We start from the raw sequence: 18199 nt of genomic DNA, 5'->3' as shown, positions 1-18199 counted from the left end.
AACCCAGCTCAGCTTTAATTGAGGTGGGTTTTTATCATTGATCTCGTATGAAAGGTTACTTTATTATTTTCACTCTCATCCCTTGTGAATGAGCGCCCATTGCCGGGGCATACATGTTCTGGAAGGAAGTGATTCCGTTTGAAAATTCGCCTGCATTATTGGCTTTCACTTCGTATTCGAAAATATAGGTTCCTTTTGGTAAGTCGTTAAAAAAGAAATGAGTAGCTGCATCTTTGGTGCTTTCATAGTATCCTACTCCGTTCTGCCATTTGTAGGTAGAAAGAACGTTTACTGGCTCAAAACCACTTGCCCGCATATCTTTGAGGTGAATATACTGCATATTTTTATCGGTGTGGATCACGATTCTGACAACCACTAAGTCTCCTAATTTAATTGGTGTTTCCGAAGTCACTTCTTTAAGTTTACTTTCTTTTCCGTCAAACATTTTCAGGAAGAGTTTCTTTTCAATGGAAACATTGGAAGAGTTATTTGCTATCACTTTGTCCATATTTTCATAATACAGTCGGTACATTCCGCCCCATGCTACTCCGGGGCTGTTTTTTTCAATTTCTAATTTCCCTTTCTCAGGAGTGATGTCTTTCCAGTAGTAAGATTTCTTAAAGAATCCTGCTTCTGAATTTTTTGATCCGTCCTGAACAGGGAAAATAGTCTCGTTTCCTAATTTCATGGTTATTCCTTTTTCTGCATCCAGCCATGATTTCCCGTAGTTCAGCAGTGCGTAGACAGCTTCAGTAGTAGATTTAGTAGTTCCCCAGCCTTCTGTCTGCTTATTTTTTAAAAGCCAGACTTTCATTTCTTCTACACTGGCTGTGTCTTCCGGTGTAATCTCTGAAAAGGCTTCAATTAGCATTGCCTGAGTTTCTATAGGTGCCTGATACCAATACCAACCGGAATCGTTATTCTCCCAATACATTCCATTTTCTTCAGATTTTCTTGAAGTTTTTTTCAGATCTGCAATACATTTTTTAGCTAAATCATAATAGCCGTAACGTTGTAACAGCGTTGTAATCATCACCTGATGATAAAGACTGTATTCTTTAAAATCTTTTGCATAGGTATTGACTAAAGCAGGAAGTAACTTTTTCAGCTCTGTCGGAATTTCTTTTTTCGTCCAGAAGCTTCTATAGTAAAAATAGGAAGAATAGTCATTAAGATCTGGTTCCAAATTTACCTTTTGATGTTTAGCCAATTGCTCTTTGTATTCTTTATCCAGATAATCAACTGTATTTTCAATAACACGTTTGATTTCATTGGTGAAATACTCACCGGATTGTCCTTTCAGCATTTTATCAAGCTTTCCGAAACCTGCAAGAATATGTCCGGAAATGGTTTTATCTTTACTTCCGCCCGGAAACCATGAAAAGCTGCCATCAGGATTTTGACGGTCTACCAGATCCCGCTGTGCTTTTTTAAGATCGCGCTGCATTTTGTTCAGATTAAAGAACAGTGAAAGCTGCTGCATCTGCTCGTTCTGGTCTTTAATAGTGCTTAACCAGGGAGTTTCTCCTATAAGAACGGCTTTAAGGTTTTCATTGGCTTCCAAAGGATTGGATGGCGTTTCTTTGGCATTCCATTCATCAAATATCTTCTTGATCTTCGGGGATGAATTCATGATGTATGTTGAAAGCATATTTCCGTATAACCTGCTGAAAAGCTGCTCAGAACATTCGTGAGGGAATGATCTTAAATACGGAATAGACATCACAGCAAACCATAGCGGATTGGAAGTAAGCTCTACACTCAGGTTAAAATTTGCGGCTGAAGATGAGGTATTATTTGCCAGTCCTTCCATTATATAGGTTTTATGCTGTCCTTCTTTGATGGAAATGGGAATGGTTTGGGTCACCAGCATTCTGTCGGAAAGTACAGGCAGTACATTTTCTTCTCCGTCTGAAAAGTCTTTGGTTCTGGCAAGAATTTTATAACCGACATGATCTATTGCGTAAGGAACCTTAATTTCCCAGCTTGCCTGTGTTGATCCTTTGGCAGTCACGCTGATCTTTTTCAGGGCATTGGTATTCAAAAATACGGAATCTAATGGTTGGGATGTTTTAGGATCAAAAAGATACAGCATCATGTCTCCTTTCAGTTCTTTGTCTGACAGGTTATCAATTTTTGCTGAAAGTTCTATATGATCTCCTTGTCTCAGGAACCTTGGCGGATTGGGAGTCACCATAAGTTCTTTCTGGGTCTTTGTTAAGAATTCTGCTGACCCTGTTTTCAGGTCTTTGGTATGTGCGAAGAGGATTAATTTCCATTCTGTGAGGGCTTCAGGGGTATTGAATTCCAGTTTCACATTTCCTTCTGCATCGGTATAAAGATCAGGAAAGAAAAATGCTGTTTCATCCAGATTGGTTCTTACTTTTACTTTTTTGAGCAATTCTTCTCTCACAGCCTTTTTAGAGGTCACAATATATGCTCCGCCCGCGGCTTCACTGCCATATAAAGCAACAGCTTCAGCGCTCTCCAGCTTTTTAATCTCAGCAATTTCCTCTTCGGGAATATTCTTTTTCATGGGTTTCCCGTCAATCACATATAAGATTTCAGTATTTTCAGATTTTTTTCTTTGATATCCTACAACTACAACTTCCTGAACTGATGCATTAAGCGCTGAAGATGTTGTCAAGTACGCCGTCCTTACAATTCTAGCCGCCATATATTGAAAATAAGGTGATTCCGGGGTAGGAAACTTATCTGACCGAATAGGATATCTGTTGTATATCTTATCATCATCAATTGAGTTAAAAGAAGTCAATCCAGCAAAGAAATCATCAGCTTCCATACGGTAAGGATCATAATCATCATAGTTATCACCTGAATAAGGGGTGTAGCGTGTAAAGCGGTAATCATTTTTGGCAAACACATCCAATGAAGCATCATACATTGAAGCCAATACTTCTGCATTGATCTTTTCCTTATCTTTTCCTTTAATGGTCAGAATCCATTTCTCCGGAACTCCCGGCTGAATTTTATCGCGGAAAACCTGAGTGGTAATTTCCAGCTCACGATTGATATTTTCTTTGATCTTGAATTTTATATTCCCTTTTGTGTAATCATTATCATGCACAAAATCATAATCCAGAAAGAGCTGTTTTTTCAGATCGGTATCAGTCACTGTAAATGTAATATCCGCAGATCCTCTACTCATAGCAATCTGCTGATAGTCTTCTTTCTTTCCGTTCCGGATAAACCTATAATTGACAAAACCTTCTTTGAAATCTGAATAGAAAGTAACTTTTGCCTTTTCTCCTACCTTATACAGTTCTTTATCTGTACGGATTCCGAAAAATGAAGGTTTCCCGTTTCGGAATGTTATATTATCAATGACTTCAATGATTTTAAAGGCTTTAATGGTATCATGATCTACAATAGATTCTGCTTCCACAAGATATTTTCCGGGTTCAGGATTTTTCTTGAGTAGAATAGTTCCGGTTTCTTCAGTATTGAATGATTTTGAAAAGAACAGTTCTCCCTTCTGAACCTTAGAATTATCAGTTTGTATATAGCTTACATGCGGAAAATAAGCATCAAAAAGTTCTTTGTCATAAGATGAATACGATAAAGCCTTATCTTCTGTATTTCCGGCATAATAGGCTCTCTTTTCTTCTTTTTCGGTAAACTTAGGTAAAATGATCTTTTTTTCTTCCGGTATTCTGGTGATGGTAAGGTTTCCTTTCCCGTTTATTTTCTGTCCATTGAGATTACTCATTGATATTTCCAGGGACTCCCATTCATTTTGGAACATTTGATCGGATGCATCCAGATTGATCTTCGCCTTGACCTCTCCGATATTGATTTTGATCTTACCGCTCTGCGATTCTCCATTGACATCGGTTACATAAAATGAAACGAAATACTGGTAATTTCTTGTATCATTCTTAGTCTTTTCATCTGCTTCTGCCTGAAAGGTAATATTGAAATTCCCGTTGCTGTCTGTAGTAGTTTCACCATGAGCAATATCGGTTTCTCTCTCGCTATATTGTGGGTAATACCTTTGATAATAATTTCTCCAAAGACGGATTCTCTTTCTCTTAACGTCATATTTCACGGTTGCTCCCGGGATATCGGCTCCTGAAAAAGCTTCTGCTTTCCCACTTACTTTTACCTTTTCCTCCAGCTTGTAAGCTTCTTTCACCGGATTAACCACCACCCGGAATTTTGGTCTTTTGTATTCTTCTACTTTAATATATTTGCTTCCAAGTACGCTGTTATTTTCTTCTTTATCTTCTTCAAAATCAGCTTCCATACTTATATAATAATTTCCGGTAAACCCTTGTGAAGGAATAATGAAGTTTCCGGTAATGCTTCCGAATTCATTGGTGACAGTCTCAGCTTTTAAAATATCCTGATAATTGGAATCTTTCAAAGTCACCACTATCTTTTGTTTAGGGAGAATCCCTGTTTTCTCGAAGTATTCCTGCTTCAGAATCCCTTTATAAAACATTTTCTGTCCGGGACGGTAAATAGCTCGGTCGGTAAAGATGATAAAGTCTCTGTTGATCGGTTCTGTAATTGGCTCTTCCTCTTTTTTTACATTTCTTATTTCATTGTAATTATAATCAATGACAAAATACTTTTTCAGGTGAGGAAAATAAATAATGCTATTGTCATATTCCCTGTTTTTTGATTTTGGCAAAGAGAATATTCCATGCTTATCTGTAGTTCCGTTTCCTGTTCTGATCAGTTGATTGTCTTTTTTTCTGTTCTTATAATCATGTTCATAATCATAGACATTCTGATACATTATATATTCTGAATTGTCAATAGCTTTTCCGGTTTTAGTATTCATCGCCTGAAAAGTGACTTTTGTATCGTCTTCAAATCTTTTGACATAGAATAAGTCTGAAACCGCAAACATCGTTGAACTTTCAGAGTCTTCAGAAACAGAATTCATCTCATACAAGCCCTCTTCCAATGGCGGAAGAGCCAGAATCGTCTTATGAAATCTGTAATCACCAAACTTTTTTAGAGGGAAAATTTCAGTACGGAAGCTATGTTCGTCCAATTCATTATTAATAAAAGAAAACAGTTTTTCTTCCTCATGAAACCCTCTCCACAATGGTTCTTTATCAAAATCTATAATTCCTGATTTTTTTATCAGTTCTATTTTTACCCTGTCTGTATTTTTGTAAGTCGTTTCTAAGGGTATATATTCTCCGGGAAGATTTCTGGCAGGAAGCTTAATGCTCATTGAAGAACCTTCGAGCTCATTGATCAATTTTTTACAATGGTTACTCCAGTCTGAAGACGGAAAATTATCTATTGCTTTCTGACAGACCTTAAAGGCATTAAGAAAATTGTTTTCATCATTTTCATGCTGTAAAAGGCTCGCTGCCTGATACAACAGATATGCTGAAAAAGGTTCTTCAGGGAAATTGGCAGCCAAGTTCTGAAGTTCTTTTGCCTGTTTTTTAGAATTACCTTCTATTTCAGTACTTTTCAGGTAAAGTAACGCTGTTTTATCCTTGTCATTGGCATGAAACTGATTTAAATCCTCTTTGATCGCAGCTATTTTTTTCTTTGCAGATTGGTCATAATCAAATGGTAATTCATTTAAAAATTTAAGGTAATTCGTCGCAATGAGATCATATAATGTAGGTTTATACTTTGCAAATTCTAAGCGGTCAATAATCTCATTCCACAGTTCAGTTTTTTCAGCCTGTAAAACAGATTTATCGCTAAGCGCACTGGTGTAAAGTCTGTCTGCTTCTCTATAAAAATCATTGACTGCCCATTGCTTGTAATCTTCCGGAAGCTGATCAAGAGGTGTGATATCATTCTTATTTGCTGTTCTTCCATAGAATGTAAGCGAAGAAATGTAAATATTGGCAAGATAATATTGAAAAACAGCTTTCCGCAACCCTTTGGATTCATTTATTTTTTTTCGGAAAATCATGATCTCATGGTTTTCCGCTTCTACATCTTCTTCATTGTCTACATTCTCTTCGCCTACCATCGTTAGAATTTCTTTCTGAATAGAATCCCGTAAAGACATTTTGAAATCTGAAGGTTGCTTTTTCTGTATTGAAACTTTAGGTTGAGATTTATTGCTCCGCTTATGCACAGGAATTTGCGAAAACACATAAGTAAACGACAGCAATGATATAATACAATATATTTTGAATGAAAATTTCATGAAAATCAGTTTTAAAATGGAAAAATTATTCCTGAACATAGTTTGGAATTTCAATAAGGTCACCTGTAGTTTTTGGAATGAAATACCCGCCATTCTCACGGAGAATCATATATTTTCCGGGAATAAGGCTTATGTAAATGAGTACAGATTCCTTGTCATTGATCTGTATTTTCCCTGATGAGGAATTCTGTATTGTTTTCCCCATAAATTCAGGAGATGAAAAGTATATATATTCTGTAAAGAGTTTATTTTTGAAGTACGGATTGATCCATTTTCTTTTTCCAAACTTCTGAAAAATCTTTTCTGCGGATAAAGGTTCGATATCGGAAACTGAAACAACAGTAGTTTCGGCATTCTTATAGTCGTGCATCGGTTTCCAGGCTTTTTCATTTTTGAAATCTCTTTCTAATCTCATTGTTTGTACGCCATTTTCTGTAAAAAATTGGTATTCGATTTCTCTATATAAATCCTGTGTGGTATGTTTTTCAAGAAAATTGACAGTTCCACGATGAAGAATGATGTGACTTACATTTTCCATGATAACATTTGAGAACGGGAAGCTTTTGTACTCTATATAAAGCGGTTCATCTACCACTCCACTTTTTTGAGTTCGGTAATAGAAATTTTTACCGTTTTTCAAGTTTTTACTTGAAATATAATAGGACGTACTGTCCAGCTTCTGAACAAGATTACCTTCTTTATCAAAGTTTTTTTCCAGTATACATTTACCGTTACGATAAGAGTATTCAACGGCTGTTTTCAGATTATGTTTCCAATAATAGATCTGCTTGTATTCTGAGTTTTCTGCTTTCTCTGGAAACTTAACAAAATCGTCAGACTGAGTTTTTTTATTATAGGAACGATATTCATTTCTGGAAAACAGATTACCTACAACTCCTGATTGAATATAGCCGTCTTTATATATGGCTTCTCCTAAAATGCTGCCGTCCGGTTTATATTCAATAGTTTTTCCTACTTTTAAGCTGTCTCCGTATTGAATGGTTTTCCAGATTTTGCCGTCCTCAAAGTAATACGTAAGCTTTTTTTGTGAAGTCTTATTGATATACGAAGTTCCTGATGCATCCGTCTGATCCTGATAAAACCAAAAGACATCTCCAACTTTGTTTTTTTCATCTCCGGTCACAAAATATCCCTGCATCTGAGGCGAATCTCCTTTTATATAATGATCCCGGATCAGCTCTAGGTTTCCTAATTTAAGAAGAGGAAGCTTACGGTAATATTTTGCTTTGTTCTTTTGAGTTTCCTTCCATTCTGAATCAAAGTAAACGGTTTTATTTTGTGCAAATAAATAGGTTGGAATATATAATATACTAAGAAGTAAATAGCGTTTTCTCATCATTAATTTTTCGTTTTCTGGTGTTGAGTTTTTCAATTGAATACCTGCAAGATGCTCAAAGTTTTTTCTGGACATATACTGAAACAATTTTTCCGCTGCTGTCATAAGTGGAGACTTTTCCTTCGCAGTTTTTGTTCAGGGTAGACACAGATCTGTATTGTATTTTCCCATCGGATATTGTGGTGAATATATCTTTACCGTCAATATTTTCTGTAGTGTTTTCAGAAATTATTTTATCTCCTCTTTCTTTTAATGTCAGTTTTGAATACATTCTTTTGGAGTCAGAATTATATTGATATAATCGGTTGCTTTCTATCTCCCCGTCTACCATTGATTTCTCATATAAAACCCGTCCTAGTTGATCATAGGTATAGTATATCTTTCTTTTGAGACTGTTTTTCTTATCAAAATCAGCTTTCTCAATGACCTGTCCTTTGGTGTTCAGATGAAATTCTTCTCTGGAACCAAAATTGACATCATGAACGATAAACTGATCGGGGAAATATTTAAAATTCAGCTTCATTTCCCTTTTCCCATTTTGATTGTAATACACAATTGAATCTAAAAGTCCTGTATTTCCGAGGTAGTATTTCTGTGTACTTTCAACTCCATCCCGCAGATATTCATAGCTTAATACCCTTCCGTTTCGATAGGTCACTTTAGAGGTATAGCTTACTTCTTTTTCCTTGGCATCCTTATAAAATACCGTTTGGTAACGCCCGTTGCACATTCCGCTGTCTTCAAAGAAAGGAAGAGGATAGTAAATGGTATTGCTTTGATTAATGATTCTGTCAGCATATTTCTGATCAGGAATAAAAGGTATTGACCAAACGGAATCCAGAATACTTTTTGTTTCTTTTTTTGTTATTTGGGATTCTTTTTGAAATTGTATAGCCTTTTTCAGCTCTTCAGGCATATATTTTTGAACCAGATGTTCATATTTCTTGGTATTATATTCGATAATCGGTTCATTTTTCCCGTCGAAAAGAACCATTGCGGTACGTTTGGGGAATTTTTGGACATCTACAAACCAGGTTATATCTCCGTTTGAAAATGTAAAGGTTTTAGCATTGGTTCGTCCTACCATTACCCGTTCTGTAGCTCCTCCGAACCGGGCATAGATCTTATCTGCCGTATTCTTATGGTCATTGATATGAATTTCTGAAGCGCCAATACTTTCATTTTCTACGAAGAAAACGGCTTTTGTAGGTTTCGAGATTCCGAAATTGGCTTTATCTTCTGAAACTGCTATTCTGATCATCTTTGGTGAGCAGGAATATACGAACAGAAAAAATAGTACAGAAAAGAGCGTTTTAAGTTCTTTTGTACACTTAAACATGAAATAATTGAATTTGGCGTTCATCATTATTAATCTTCCTTAAAAATACAAAAAATAGGATGAATAAAATCCATATAATAATTTCAGCTAAAAACGTGTTTGAAAGGTCATCCATTGAATAATTTTATTCTTTCAGCTTACCGCATATAACTTCTCTTCTCCTCAAAACTCAGCATAAAATATTATCTTCGTAAAAAATTTGACAATATGAAAAAAATGATATTTCTGGCTTCTGCCGTCCTTTTACTGAATTCCTGTGTGGTAAGAACTGCTACAAAAGTGGTTTCCGGAGCCGTAAGTGTAGGCTATAAAGCGGTAAAAGGAACCGTGAACGGAATAAGCTGGGCGGTAAGCAAAGCGAAAGGTAAAATATCTGAAGACCGTCTGGACGGAACCTGGAAAGTTGTAGGAGTTTATAAAGGTTCTTTTGAAGATTTTTCGAAGGATCAGAATCCGGAAAGTACATTTACTTCTGATTGTACGGAAAGCTTTGATCAAATCATTTTTAAGGCTAAAAAATCTAAATTCAAGCCTGTACATTGCAGTTCTGAAAAGGAAGACTGGGTAAAATACTCTCTGGAATTCGGGAAAAATCCTGTCACAAAGGAAAAAGAAAACTATATTGAATATAATTCCAATAACTATATCTCCGTTATTGACGTCAATAATAAAACAATGGTTCTGGAAGGAAATCTGATGCCTAAGCTTGCATTTTCCGGTGCCAAATTATACCTTTTGGAAAAGGTAAGGTAAAAATTTTAAAGCCTGTCTTTCATTGTGAAGACAGGCTTTTTTTATGGATGAAAATGTTATTAGATTTCCTAAAGTTTTTAAACGAAAAGTTTTATTTACAATCCGTTACAGTTTTAAGAATAGAAATAAGAAACTATCTGTTTTCTATATCCACGATCTTCTTTCCTTTTTCTCCCAAATAATGAAGAACCAGTTTTTCATAGACTTTGTATCCGTCATCTACATTGGTAAAGATCAGAAGTCCTTTTCCTGATTTTGGTAATATAAAAGCTATACATCTTGTTCCTTGGTCCGCACCGCCATGAGATAATGCATAGTTATCATTTCCGAGATCATAGATTTCAAAGCCTAATCCAAAGTATTTGTTTTCTTTGGTTTTAATCTGTTTTTGGGTCATTTCCCGAAATACCTCTGCTGTTAAACCTTTACCCTTCATCACATTCGTCATAAAGTTTCCATAATCTTCTATGGTTGTATGCAAATCATCGGCAGCATTAGCTGTTTTATTTTTTTCTGTGGGATACGACATTCCTTTTTCATTGTATCCGATGGCAAATCTTTCTTCATCAACATCCTGATTCCAAATATAATCTGTATCCTGCATTTTATAAGGCTGAAAAATCAGTTCCCGGGCAAGTTCATCCAATGATTTTTGAAACTTAGCTTCCAATGCCTTTCGCAGGTATTCAAAACCTTCTCCTGAATATTGATATTTTGTTCCCGGTTCAAACTGAAAGTTCAGTTTTTTATCTGCATTCATCCATCTCCAATTGGGAAAGCCGGATTGATGACTAAGAATAATTCGGGTGGTTAGTTTTTTATGTCTTACATCCTTTGAGATATCCGGATCAATCCAGTATTTATCCAAAGGTTCATCCAGTTTCCATTTTCCTAAACTTATCAGACGTAATGCTACCATTGCAGTCACAGGTTTGGTAAGAGAAGCAACGTTGAAATAGGTATTGTACGGAGCTGCAACCCCTTCTTTAATGTTACCGAAGACTTTGATCTGTTTCAGTTTTCCGGATTCTATAATTCCGAGCCCAAGTGTTGGAATTTTATTTTCCTTCAACCAGCTTTCTATGTGCTGATCATTATTAAAAACAGGTTTAATATCCATTGATTCTTTGGCGTGATGATCAAAACTTAAAGATCTCGTTAATTTCCACTCTCCATTTTCAATCAACCAAAGATTGGTAAACTTAGCTCCTCCGACTAATTTTTCAGGAGACAATCCTTCTTTTTCATAAAAGAAATGACCGCCGTTTTGTATAGCTGCGTAAAGTTTTCCATTCTGATATAATGGAAATATTTGTATATTTTCATGATCCAGTTCTCTCCTTGAACGATAATCTGATGGTGATTTACACAATCCGTTTTTAAAGTCTGTGATGAATTTCTTTTTATCTGAAAAGCCATCTTTATCATGGTAAAATTCAAGATGATCGCTTAGCATAGCTGCTGTCTGTTTTACATTACAGGTATTAAATCCCACCGAAAAAAGCAGACTGTCTTTTGACATGATGATACCGTAAAGCGGATCTGTTTTGGGCAATTGTGCATACAAGCTATCCAAAAACGGAATGAAAAAAAGGAGTATAAAACGAATAGTCTTTGTCATTATTATTTTTTTGACAAAGGTTAGATTTCTAATTGTTTTAAGCCTGAAAATGGACCCGACAATAACCCGACAAAGTGCTGACAGGTTTTATATCATACTGAATTTCAATCTAAAATACAATTTCTTCTTTCTATCTATCTCTGCAGCATTTCGAAGAATAATATACACATTGGAAAGTACAATAAGGATCATCAGAATAAGGGTAAATTGTCTTCCGAATTTTAAAAAGATCCCCAGCATAAAAATAATAGGTGCCATGACGGTCCATATCATCTGTACTGAAATGATTTGTCTGGCAAGGCTGTTTTTTTGCTTCAGAGCATACATCAGCAAAAGGGGTACAAAAATATTTAAAGGAGGTATAATAGTAAAAAATAGGGAGGAAAGATTGATCATTTTGATCTGAGAATAATTGATGCCATCTGTTTGTGATACTTCCGTTTCATTTTTTTCGGATAATACTGCTTCCTTATTCACTATGTTTTCCACTTCGGAAATCACTTCTGTTTCCTGCAAAGAGATTTCTTCTGTTTCCAGAGCAGCAGCCAATGCTCTCAGCGTATGTCCTTTCGGTTCTGTCCCTGCTTCAATCCTTTGAATTGTTCTTACAGAAATTTTTGATTTTTCTGCCAATTCTTCCTGAGTTAGATTTTTCTGTTCTCGTGCAATTTTCAGTTTAGACATTAGACAATTCTTAAGAAGTATTTTTAGCTATTTTCTATGAGCAAATTTACAGTTTTTTCGAAATAAAATTAAATTGAGCTTACCTTTTCTATGCAAACTGTTAAAGAACTTTACTCAGTGAAGATTGCAAAGTTTTGAGATTATATTTCAAAGGTATTGTTCAATCTTTTAATTAATAAGATATTTGCATAAAAATTAATGATTCCTCTTCACGAACTTTCATTCTTTATCCTGGCTGCTCTTATTTTAGTAATCAGCCCCGGTCCTAATATGATTTACCTGATCTCAAAATCAATAACGCAGGGTAAAAAATCAGGTTTCATTTCATTAACGGGTGTAGTGTGTGGGTTTTTGTTTCACATTATCATGGTATCCTTCGGTTTAACAGCCGTATTATTGGCAGTTCCTTTTGCTTACACCATTCTCAAAACATTGGGAACCATTTATCTTTTATACCTTGCCTACCAAGCTATTAAACCCAACAGTAAAAATATTTTTGATGTTGACAAGAACACATCATATGATAGTCCTAAAAAGCTTTTTACCATTGGTTTTCTGACAAATGTTCTGAATCCCAAAGTAGCTGTTTTCTATCTTTCATTTTTCCCACAATTCATCAAACCGGAATATGGTTCTGTGCTCACTCAGAGTCTGGAGCTGGGGGTTGTTCAGGTTTTGGTAAGTTTTAGTATTAATTTTTTAATTGTATTGACAGCTTCCAGGGTTGCTTTATTTTTCAGTAATAATCCGGCATGGATTAAGGTTCAAAAATGGTTTATGGCAAGCGTTCTTACTTATCTTGCTATCAGAATGGCATTTTCAAAAGCTAAATAACAAATTTTCTATACTGAATATAAAAACAGCATCTTACAATAAGCAGGATGCTGTTTTTTTATTAAAATCGTCAAAACTTAATTTTTCTTATAGACCTGAACTCCATCTTTATAGGTTTCCATAACGCGAATATCTTTGATACCCAACGGATCTATTTTCACAGGGTTTTTATCTAAAATAACAAGATCGGCTCTCTTATTGTGTTCTAAACTTCCTTTTTCATGTTCTTCTCCCCACTGCCAGGCTGCATTAATGGTAATTGCCTTGAGTGCATCATAGGGGCTGATACGCTGTTCCGGACCTAATAAATATCCTGAACGGGTCTTTCTGTTCACTGCTGCATATACTGCTGAAATTAAGTCAGGAGGAGTAACCGGAGAATCATGGTGGATAGTAAAGCGAATTCCCTGATCCAAACCTTCTTTCAACGGGCTTATTCTTTCTGCTCTTTCCTCTCCCAATACATTTTCGCGATGCCAATCTCCCCAAAGATAAACATGAGTGGGAAACCAGCTTGGCATAATTCCTATTTTCTTATAACGGGGAACCTGATCTTTACGGCATACCTGGCTATGAATCAAAACACAACGCATACTATCGGTAAGTAATTTTTCATTTTTAAGAAGCTCCATAAGGTTCAAGCCTTCATCAATAGCTGCATCACCATTACAATGAATATGTGCCTGCATTCCTGTTTTAAAAATGGCTTTTAATCCTTTATAAGCATTTTCTCTTGAGTAAATAGGATGTCCTTTGAAACCTTGTTCTTCCCCATCCGGAGCGACTAGATACTGTTCTTTAAGCCATGCAGATTTTCCCTGCGGAGATCCGTCAAAGGTCATTTTTACTCCTCCTATCTTTACATGTCCTGTATATTTCTGATAATAATCTTTCCAATGGTTTAGCTGATCGGCATTGGTATCATAATCCGGTAGAATGATATAATCTCCACGCAATAGTTTTTTATCATTTGCTTCAAAAATATGGTTGATATTTGCCGGTGTAGCACGTCCTTCACAAATGGTAGTCTGTCCGTTTGCAAACCATTCGGCTTCCGCACTCAGTAAAGATTTAAACTTATCGCTTTCAGCAGGCGCTGGTAATTGTCCTGCGAGATACTGTAAAGCTTCAATATTGGCATTTTCCTGCATTTTCCCGGTAAGTTGTTTAGTATTAGGATCTTTTCCTACAACTCCTCCCGAAATCTCTGTATCATAAGTAACCCCCATATTTTTTAAGAACAATGAATTTCCTACTCCCATGTGTCCCGAAGCATGTTCTATATAAATAGGGTTTAGAGAAGATACCGAATCAAGTTGCTGTGCCGTAGGATGTTTGTGTTCTGCCATAATTGCATCATCATACCCATTACCAACAATCATTACCCCGGGTTTAATATTGTTTTGGATGATAAAATCTTTAAGAACTTTCTGTAAATCCGGAATCGACATCACTTTCCCGTAAGGTTCAGGCTGCAAATTGATCATTTGGGATGCGGTAGCATATTGAGAAACATGTCCATGGGCATCAATAAATCCTGGCATCAGTGTACGCCCTTTCAGATCTACCATTTTAGTACTGCTACCTTTCATTTCCATAGCCTGGGATTTTGGTCCTGCAAAAGTAATTTTCCCATCGGTTACTACAAGTGCTTCTACATAGGAAGCCTTATCGCCTGTCATTGTGAGGATATCTCCATTGACAAAGATCTGGTCTGCTCCTTTTTGGGAGGTACATCCTATTGAAATAGCAGAAACACCTGCTGTTAAGACAAAAAATCTCCAGATTTTCTTCATTGAATGAGGGATTTTTAACATAGTTTATTGGTTTAAAAGTTTTAATTTTAATTATTGTTCATCAATTTTATCATTTGAAATTTCGTTGCAAAGAAAATTATATCACAAATATGAGATAAATAAAACACTTTTAAAACCGTATAAATACGTAATTTCTGAGATGGGTATTAATTCGCAATTGAATACAAGAAATGCTTTTATAGTAAACTTGGAGCATGATCAGAGTTATTTGTAGCTTTGCAGAACCAGTTTCAGAAGAGATGAAGCAGACAATTCCTACGTATGACTTGAGTGAGATTTCCAGGCATCGTTTTCACATAAAAAGAATGGATCAGCATAATTATAATGCAGAGAGTATTCTTATTGATAAAGGAATACATCGTGACAGTCATTATATCTTTACCTGTATGGAAAGCGGACATGTAAAGATGATGGTTGATTTTGATATTATAGAAGCTAAAGGCTCCACAATCTTCTGTGTACTTCCGGGACAAGTGCATCAGGGGCTTTTAATGGACGATGTAAACGGATGGTTTGTTGCTATAAAATCTGATCTGGTTCCTGACCCGGTACGGTCTGTTTTTGAAGAGTTTATGGAAGGAATACAACCCTTGACGATTGATAAAAACTGGGTGGAAAAATTCAATAATACGGCAATATTACTCCATTCTTTTTATAAGGATGAAATGCTTGCTTCTAAAGAAGGTTTTTTGGTAATTCAATCTTTACTCCATTCTTTTATAGGAATGTTTGCCTTTAAATATTCTAACGAAAGTTATTCTGAAAATATTGAAGGAAACCGTTCTTTACAATTGAGTCGGGAATTTAAAATCATGGTGCGCCAACACTATAAAACCATGAAAAGTCCATCTGAATATGCAGAAAAGCTTAATATCTCAAGAGGTTATCTTACGGAAGTGATCCGTGAAGTAACGGGTAAGCCTGCTCAACACTGGATTCATCAGGAAATTTTAATTGAAGCAAAACGTTTGCTGGCATTTACACATCTTACGGTAAAAGAAATTGCTTATGAATTAGGCTATACTGATCACGCCTATTTTACACGTTTATTTTCAAAATTAGACAGCCGGACTCCTTCAGAATTCAGGAAATCCCAGGTGTAATTTTAGCTGTGACCTGAAAACCGGTAATGGAAAGTCTTTTTTATCTTACTGAATAATCTCCATCATCCATAACCACGAATTGTCCAACTAATTCCCTGAAACAGCTATCGCACAATTTTGATTTTACAGCTTCCTTTGCAATAAAAATATTTTATGCCAAGCTTACCAAAATGGATCAATGACACCGTAGAAAATGTTTGGTCCTCAAAATTTAAAGATTGTACCGTTACCCATATCGAAATTATTGCTCCACATCTTCGCAGAGTATATTTTGAAACCGATTTACAGGATGTTGATTTTGAACCGGCATATGCCATAGGAATAAGAATCAATGAAAGGGATTTCCGTAATTATTCTCCCTTTAATTTTAACAAAGAAATGGGAAGCTTTGAAGTTATATTTCATGTGCATGATTCTAATGCTGTGGGAAGTCATTTTGTTAACGGATTAGCAGTAGGAAACTCTATAAAAATTCTAATGCCACGAGGAAAACGTTTTTTTGAATCCGGCGCAAAAATTCACTTTTCTATTGGAGATGAAACGTCTTTGGGCAGTTCTCTTTCTATCAAAAAAGCAGTAGAAGAATTGGGTTCTCAATTTATCTGTCTTCATGAGCTGGAAGAAGCTTCTGCGCTTGAAAGCCTTAATCTTTACGGATATCATAGTCCTAAAAACAGTACAATGCGAATGATAGAAGCCTTAACCGACTTTCTGAGAGAAGAAAAAGAAGCTATTTATCATGATGAGGTTGCTTTTTATCTCACCGGAAACGGAAACCGAATGTCTTTAATAAGAAAATTCCTGAAAGCTAAAGGCGTTTCTCCTAAACGTATCAGATCGCAGGCGTATTGGATAGAAGGGAAAAAGGGATTGTAAAAACTGAAACCGGAAGAGTATATATCTGCTTCCGGTCTTCATATTCTTTATATAAGCTTTTCTCCCAGCTTTTGTATTTTTTGCAGCCATTGGAGCCGTTGATCTTGTGTTGAATTCCTGATAATACCGATATAAGTAACTTTAACAGGTTTTACGCCACAATATTCCAGAATAGATTTTCTAAGCAGATTCACACTTGGTCTTCTGAAAAATAAACGATAATACCATCCCGGCTGATCTAAAGTGGTGAGAATATGCGCTGTTTTTCCTTTCAGAAGCTTATCCCACCATACTGAGTTTTCACGGTATTTATAAGCCAGCCCCGGTAAAAAAAGCCGATCTATAAACCCTTTTGTAATAGCCGGTAAACCTCCCCACCAAACAGGATGTACCCAAACCAAATGATCTGCCCACTGAATAATTTCCCAAGCTTTAATAAGATCTGGTTCCAATTCCATTCTTTTTTGATAGCCGAATTGTAAATTAGGATTAAAGTTTAAATCTGCAATGACAATTTCCTTTACTTCTGCTCCAGACTGCATTGCTCCTTTCTTATAAGCTTCGGCAACCCCAAAATTGAAGGATTCTTTATTGGGATGCCCGTTGATAATGGCTATTTTTTTCATGATGGAATAGTGATATGAATGGTTTCATATGCATTAAGCTGTGCCAGTAACAACTGAGGTTCATGCAGCTGATGACTGAAGTAGACATGATTCTCATGAGGATTTCTCAATAATTCTTCGGTGTGTAAAACAGCTGATAGAGCAGTGAGTTCTGCCTGCCCTTTTGTACTTTGAAGGCTTAATTTTTTCTCTCCGTTTTTATCTTTTACCACAATTTCGAAAACGGATTGATCTCCATTTCCACTGGCACCAAAAATAGCTCTTCTTTCTTTTAAAGATAAAATATCAAACAATCTGATATACTGAAAACCGCCAAGCAGCCAGGTGATAAATTTAGAGCTGTACGTCATTTTCACATTGACATTGGGTACTCTTTCAACTTTGTTTAAGATATACAGATCTGGAACATCAAAATTATAAGCCACTCTCTTTCCTATTCCAAAAGAAAAATCAAAGGTTTCCTTATTTAAAAAATGCCGCACAAAAACAGGCTTATCATTCTTATAATTAGAAAAAGGAACGGACACATTTTCTGCCATAAAATGCGCTGAACTTTCTCCGGCAAGATCTTTTACAGAATAATATACGAACAGCTTTACTTCTAAAATATCATGTATATTTTGTGAAATCACATTCACTAATCCAGGAACAATTCCTCCCATCCAACCGGAACTGAAAACAATTCGGCTGTTTACTTCTGTTTTTCCTGCAATATGATAAGCTTTTACAAGATCAGGTGTAGGTTTGGTAATATCCAGATAGTCAATATGATGATCTATGGCATATCTCAGCACATGGTCTGATTGATCATTTACAGAAAGAATGATAAGGTTGATTTTTTTATCGGTAATTATCTGGAGAGAGCCCGGATCTGTAACATCAATTTTAAGATGCTTATCTGTTTTTCCACCTTTTCTTCCGCCAATAAAAATAGTAATATCAGGATTTCGAGATTGTAATATGCGTGCAATGGTTCTGCCTACTAATCCGTTTCCTCCAATAATGAGAATATTGTTTTCCATAACTTTTTTT

General features: G+C 35.8%; 12 protein-coding genes. 4 read left to right on the top strand and 8 right to left on the bottom strand.

Going from position 1 to position 18199, the window contains the following annotated elements; translation table 11 throughout:
- Positions 1 to 55: 55 nt before the first annotated feature.
- From AC5YGG_RS13480 to AC5YGG_RS13470, 3 genes are read right to left on the bottom strand one after another with little or no spacing between them, the layout of a single operon-like run.
- Positions 56 to 6157, bottom strand: a complete 6102-nt coding sequence (locus AC5YGG_RS13480; protein ID WP_496144990.1) for an alpha-2-macroglobulin family protein — start codon at positions 6155 to 6157, stop codon at positions 56 to 58.
- Between the two features lie 25 nt (positions 6158 to 6182).
- Positions 6183 to 7619 carry a hypothetical protein gene (locus tag AC5YGG_RS13475; protein ID WP_496144989.1) on the bottom strand — a complete coding sequence of 479 codons (1437 nt, stop codon included), beginning with the start codon at positions 7617 to 7619 and terminating at the stop codon, positions 6183 to 6185.
- On the bottom strand, positions 7570 to 8775 hold the full coding sequence (locus AC5YGG_RS13470) for a hypothetical protein (RefSeq protein WP_496144988.1): 1206 nt from the start codon (positions 8773 to 8775) through the stop codon (positions 7570 to 7572). The genes AC5YGG_RS13475 and AC5YGG_RS13470 overlap by 50 nt, the downstream gene beginning before the upstream one ends.
- A gap of 285 nt (positions 8776 to 9060) precedes the next feature.
- Here AC5YGG_RS13470 and AC5YGG_RS13465 point away from each other — a divergent pair, with 285 nt between their 5' ends.
- Positions 9061 to 9606: a hypothetical protein gene (locus AC5YGG_RS13465; protein ID WP_496144987.1), complete on the top strand. Its 546-nt coding sequence runs from the start codon at positions 9061 to 9063 to the stop codon at positions 9604 to 9606.
- A 133-nt stretch (positions 9607 to 9739) separates the two neighbouring features.
- Here AC5YGG_RS13465 and AC5YGG_RS13460 read toward each other — a convergent pair whose 3' ends face one another.
- Both AC5YGG_RS13460 and AC5YGG_RS13455 read right to left on the bottom strand, forming a co-directional pair.
- Complete coding sequence (locus AC5YGG_RS13460) at positions 9740 to 11227, bottom strand: serine hydrolase domain-containing protein (protein WP_496144986.1); 1488 nt, start codon at positions 11225 to 11227, stop codon at positions 9740 to 9742.
- Between the two features lie 87 nt (positions 11228 to 11314).
- Positions 11315 to 11911, bottom strand: a complete 597-nt coding sequence (locus AC5YGG_RS13455; RefSeq protein WP_496144985.1) for a helix-turn-helix domain-containing protein — start codon at positions 11909 to 11911, stop codon at positions 11315 to 11317.
- A 198-nt stretch (positions 11912 to 12109) separates the two neighbouring features.
- Here AC5YGG_RS13455 and AC5YGG_RS13450 point away from each other — a divergent pair, with 198 nt between their 5' ends.
- On the top strand, positions 12110 to 12745 hold the full coding sequence (locus AC5YGG_RS13450; RefSeq protein WP_496144984.1) for a LysE family translocator: 636 nt from the start codon (positions 12110 to 12112) through the stop codon (positions 12743 to 12745).
- A 77-nt stretch (positions 12746 to 12822) separates the two neighbouring features.
- Here the strand turns inward: AC5YGG_RS13450 and AC5YGG_RS13445 are convergent, their stop codons facing one another.
- The gene (locus AC5YGG_RS13445; RefSeq protein ID WP_496144983.1) at positions 12823 to 14541 is read right to left on the bottom strand and encodes an amidohydrolase; all 1719 of its coding nucleotides are present in this window, start codon (positions 14539 to 14541) and stop codon (positions 12823 to 12825) included.
- 215 nt (positions 14542 to 14756) lie between these two features.
- Here AC5YGG_RS13445 and AC5YGG_RS13440 point away from each other — a divergent pair, with 215 nt between their 5' ends.
- Positions 14757 to 15665: a helix-turn-helix domain-containing protein gene (locus AC5YGG_RS13440; protein WP_496144982.1), complete on the top strand. Its 909-nt coding sequence runs from the start codon at positions 14757 to 14759 to the stop codon at positions 15663 to 15665.
- Between the two features lie 153 nt (positions 15666 to 15818).
- Positions 15819 to 16541 carry a siderophore-interacting protein gene (locus AC5YGG_RS13435; protein WP_496144981.1) on the top strand — a complete coding sequence of 241 codons (723 nt, stop codon included), beginning with the start codon at positions 15819 to 15821 and terminating at the stop codon, positions 16539 to 16541.
- Between the two features lie 47 nt (positions 16542 to 16588).
- On the opposite strand, the gene AC5YGG_RS13430 is transcribed toward AC5YGG_RS13435, so the two are convergent.
- Both AC5YGG_RS13430 and AC5YGG_RS13425 read right to left on the bottom strand, forming a co-directional pair.
- Complete coding sequence (locus tag AC5YGG_RS13430) at positions 16589 to 17167, bottom strand: NAD(P)H-dependent oxidoreductase (protein ID WP_496144980.1); 579 nt, start codon at positions 17165 to 17167, stop codon at positions 16589 to 16591.
- On the bottom strand, positions 17164 to 18189 hold the full coding sequence (locus AC5YGG_RS13425) for an NAD-dependent epimerase/dehydratase family protein (protein ID WP_496144979.1): 1026 nt from the start codon (positions 18187 to 18189) through the stop codon (positions 17164 to 17166). The genes AC5YGG_RS13430 and AC5YGG_RS13425 overlap by 4 nt, the downstream gene beginning before the upstream one ends.
- Positions 18190 to 18199 lie beyond the last annotated feature (10 nt).

The sequence above is a fragment of the Chryseobacterium sp. CS2K3 genome, from assembly GCF_059515185.1.
The sequence above is the reverse complement of the archived record's forward strand: the minus strand, read 5'-3'. Positions and strand labels throughout refer to the sequence as shown.